This window comes from bacterium (assembly GCA_040756715.1).
In the GTDB taxonomy this organism is placed as follows: Bacteria; UBA9089; UBA9088; order UBA9088; family UBA9088; genus JBFLYE01.
This window is the reverse complement of sequence record JBFLYE010000027.1, coordinates 1-4,025: the sequence shown is the minus strand read 5'-3', so window position 1 is coordinate 4,025 and position 4,025 is coordinate 1. Positions and strand designations below refer to the sequence as shown.

General features: G+C 37.1%; 4 protein-coding genes. 3 read left to right on the top strand and 1 reads right to left on the bottom strand.

Features of this window, described 5'->3' with window-relative positions; genetic code table 11:
• Positions 1 to 293 precede the first annotated feature (293 nt).
• Positions 294 to 1,457: an MFS transporter gene (locus AB1397_00845; protein ID MEW6481551.1), complete on the bottom strand. Its 1,164-nt coding sequence runs from the start codon at positions 1,455 to 1,457 to the stop codon at positions 294 to 296.
• A 571-nt stretch (positions 1,458 to 2,028) separates the two neighbouring features.
• On the opposite strand from AB1397_00845, the gene AB1397_00840 reads away from it, so the two are divergent.
• The 3 genes from AB1397_00840 to AB1397_00830 are packed head-to-tail and all read left to right on the top strand — an operon-like array spanning position 2,029 to position 3,952.
• Complete coding sequence (locus AB1397_00840) at positions 2,029 to 2,277, top strand: type II toxin-antitoxin system HicB family antitoxin (protein MEW6481550.1); 249 nt, start codon at positions 2,029 to 2,031, stop codon at positions 2,275 to 2,277.
• A complete protein-coding gene (locus AB1397_00835) occupies positions 2,278 to 2,511 on the top strand; it encodes a type II toxin-antitoxin system HicA family toxin (GenBank protein ID MEW6481549.1) in 234 nt (77 codons plus the stop codon). It abuts the gene before it with no gap.
• Positions 2,512 to 2,521: 10 nt separating this feature from the next.
• Positions 2,522 to 3,952, top strand: a complete 1,431-nt coding sequence (locus tag AB1397_00830) for a GAF domain-containing protein (GenBank protein MEW6481548.1) — start codon at positions 2,522 to 2,524, stop codon at positions 3,950 to 3,952.
• Positions 3,953 to 4,025 lie beyond the last annotated feature (73 nt).

Genomic DNA, 4,025 nt, shown 5'->3' with positions numbered 1-4,025 from the left:
AAACTTAAACCTTCAATTCAAAATTCAAAATTTAGAATTCAAAATTTCTTAAAAGGTGGATGAATTTTTAAACAGCTAAACACACCCTATCTATTTTTGCACTAAGTGAGGGAAGATACTATATGTTTACTATAGACCTCCTGGTTACATCCACATAGGCAGTGCAAATGAGTGTTGCTTGCCTGCCACATTTTGTGCAATTAGATAAAGGTAAATAATTTCGGGCAACCAGTTCTATTTCTTCCTTGTTAGTTAACGGGCAATTGCTACATCCTAATGCTTCAATAACCAATTCAGTATAAGCGCCTTCTTGCCATCATAAAAAATGGGATTGAAAGAAGCTGGGTTATAACCGAGAAGATGATTAACCCAAGGATTGATCTGTCGTAAAATATCCCCATAAGAGCGCTCCCAAGAAACCAGAATAAACCATAACCAGCATTAAATATTCCGTAGGCTTTCCCCCTCTTATTTACAGAAATCATATTAGCGATAGCAGCCCTCATTATGGACTCCTGAGCACCCATACCAATTCCCCATAATATTATTCCCAATAAGGCGAAATAAAAATTTCCTAAAAAGACTAACGGAGTAAAAAACAATGAGATAAAAACAGCAAAGACAAGAACCGATATACCTCTCTGGTCAAATAAATGGCCAAACAAAAGTGAAGATAAAGCATCAAGTCCCATCGCAATAACGTAAAAGACAGGAATCCAATTATCCGAAGCAATGGATACTTTTTTGAAATGATATGCGATTAATGGAAAATCAACATATCCGGTAGCAACCAAAGCTACAGCAGCAAGGTATATCCAGAATATTTTAGGGAAAGCTTTAGTTTCTAAGGTAGCAAAGACTGATTCTAAATCCCTGGGTCTTGGATAGAGATATCTGGCTACTAATAGAACACTCAATGCTAAAAGGGCAGGTATGAGTAATACACCAAAACAGGCCTTATATCCGCCTTTAACATAAAGAACTAGGGCTACGATTAAAGGCCCAAGCATTGCTCCTATTTGATCCATAGCTTCATGCAAACCAAAGCAGAAACCCCTCTCTATTTCTTTTGTAGCATGCGAAAGCATCGCATCTCTACTGGGAGTACGAATCGCTTTTCCTATTCGCTCTGTAATCATAAGAGCTGCGGCGATTTCCCATCTCCCTGCTAAAGCCAGCAGTGGTATGGCCAGAAGATTGACTGTATATCCAAAGATGGTTATTAACCAATACCTCCCTGTTTTGTCGCTAATGTAGCCAGAGATAAGCCGCAAGCCATACCCAACCAATTCTCCAAACCCAGCAACAATTCCAACCACAGTTGCTGATGCGCCTAACAAGGCAAGATAAGGCCCAATGATGCTACGGCCACCCTCGTAAGTTATATCAGCAAAAAGGCTTACTAACCCTAATAAAATGATAAATCTGTATGTGTTTAGCTCACCTTTAAAATTCATTTCACCCATAAGTAATTTAGGCTTTAAGATTTAAAACAATTGTATGTGTTTAGCTGACCTATATTTAGGCACACAAAATTCCAAACAGATGTTTCAAGATAAAGCCTCAATCTTTTCATTTTATAATTATACCATTTTTCTGGGTTAAACAAGTATTTTTGAAACTTACCCCCTGCCTTTTAGGCTAAATCTTAAAATTGGGATATTTGTATGTGTTTAGCTTCTCTATAATTGTCTAATCGGTAAAGGTGCTGCAAGCAAAAGGGAAAATAACCACGAAGCGCAGAAAGAGGCACGAAGCAACTTAAAAATTTACACCTTCGTGTTCTTCCTGGTTCTAAACACATACAATTTTGCAGATTGTTACTTTCTTAAAAAGCTTATAAAAAAATTTTTGCAAACTACCTAGTTTTTAGTATAAAATAGGGATGTTATTATGAAAAGAAAAATTGAGGCTTTGCTTTCTTCTCTTATAAAGGATAGCTCCTTTGAGAGGAAAGATTGAAGAAATTGCTTGAAGTTATGGGTGTTAAGAAATAATCCTTTGAAGCATATAAGGGAGTGAGGGAAAATGAAGACAATTTTATTTCCAATAATAGTTGAATGTTTAGAAGAAGGTGGTTACTATGCTCAATGTCCTATCCTTCAAGGATGCCATGTGGAAGGAGAAACTTATTCAGAAGCAATAGAGAATATTCAAGATGCAATAAGGATATTTCTTGATTCTTATCAAGAAATAGGCAAGGCTATACCATCAGTTCCAGTCTATGAAGGAAATGTAGTGGTTACTTCAGGTATTCCCATATTACAGGAAGTATGAATGAGTGAAAGATTTCCGGCAGTAACAGATAAAGATGTTATCAGGGTTTTTGCGAAGATTGGATTTGAGTTCTATAGAACAGCAAAAGGTAGCCATGAGGTATGGCGAAGAAAAACCGATATGAGACATACCATTGTTCCAAGACATAGGGGGAAAATAATAAAAAGAAGAACCCTAAAGAGCATATTGGATGATATTGGATTGTCAGTAGAAGAATTTAGGGGATTGGTTTAGAATTTTGTAAATGAAAAGAAAAATTGAGGCTTTGCTTTCTTCTCTTATAAAGGATAGCTCCTTTGAGAGGCTAAAGGAAATAATAAAAGAACTACCCTCTCCTTACTTTTTTCTAATGGATGTAGATGGGAAATTCCTCTATTCAGAGGGAAAAGCCTGCCAACAAATGGATGAGGGTATTTGCAAAAGGTTCATAATTGATGGCTTTAGAAGGGCAAGGAATGAAAAAAAGGCATTTGTTTTGGAATGCAAAAATGGTTTCTTTGGCTTCTTTTCCCCAATTTTCCTTGACGATGATTTTATGGGTCTCCTAACAGGATGTAGGATAGCTCAATATGAGGTTCCTTTGGGCTTTAGGGAGATAGGAGGAGAAAAAACAAAGAAGGGCTTTGTCTCATTTACCGAAAGTTTAGAAAGCTCTGCTTTAAAGAAGATATTGGAAAGGGAGGCAGCCCTTATCTCTGCCTATGCCTCGTCCTCCCTTAAAATTCTCTTTAAAAATATTGAGCTAGAAGAAAAGGAGGATGAAATACTTGCCATATCAGAATCATATAAGCTATTTTCTGGAGAATATGGTACAGCAAGCTCTCTGGGAAAGCAGAATTTATACTTTATTATAGTAGACCTTATCTCAAGGGCAATGGGTGCTGAGATTTGCTCTTTAATGACAATTGATAAGAAAACGCAAGAGATGAGGATAGAGGCAGCGGTTGGATTGGATCCCCTTATTATGGCAAATACGAGGGTAAGGGTTGGTGAGGGAATAGCTGGCTATGTTGCAAAAACAGGCGAAGCCCTTTTGGTTGAGGATATTGATAATGACCCCCGTTTTGAAAAGAGGCAATATAGGTCAGACAGGTATCATACAAAATCCCTTATCGCTGCACCCCTCTTGGCAAACGGAGATATTTTCGCGGTTGTCTGCGTTAATAATAAGGCAACTCGGGAAAGATTTACCAAGCAAGACCTTGATATCTTAAGCCTCCTCCTTTCAAGAATCGTAAAGACAGCCGATGGCGAGATTGTTCCATATCCCATTAAATTTAAGGAAACATCAGACCTTGTCCTTCAAAATAATGCCCTGATGAGAGAAATAGAGGAATTCAGGACACAAATTACAGCATTTAATGAGGAGAGAGAGATTTTTAATGAGGAGAAGGAAAGGCTTATAACAAGGATAAGCAATCTTGAAAAAGAGATAGGGGAGGAAAAGAAAAGAAGGGAAGAAATGCTTAAAAAAGGGGAGGATATTGAATATCTTAAAGGATTGGCAGAGAGGGAAAAATTAAGAAGGGAGGTGTTAGAGGGGGAGCTTTTAATTTTAAAAGAAAAGCTAAAGAAAAAGGAGGATATTGGGATTTCTAAAATTGAAGAAGAGGTAATAGAGAAATTTCTTATTTTTCGCAACCTTGAAGTTCGTTTCTCAAAAATTGCTCTTTGACAGTTAACTTTTTCTCATTTTATGCCGATAAATATAATAGAGATGGAACCAGAAGAAGAACTACTTCAAAAGG

Coding starts and splice junctions, on each gene's coding strand:
- AB1397_00830 (MEW6481548.1), top strand. CDS start 2,522: ATGAAAAGAAAAATTGAGGCTTTGCTTTCTTCTCTTATAAAGGATAGC.
- AB1397_00835 (MEW6481549.1), top strand. CDS start 2,278: ATGAGTGAAAGATTTCCGGCAGTAACAGATAAAGATGTTATCAGGGTT.
- AB1397_00840 (MEW6481550.1), top strand. CDS start 2,029: ATGAAGACAATTTTATTTCCAATAATAGTTGAATGTTTAGAAGAAGGT.
- AB1397_00845 (MEW6481551.1), bottom strand. CDS start 1,457: ATGAATTTTAAAGGTGAGCTAAACACATACAGATTTATCATTTTATTA.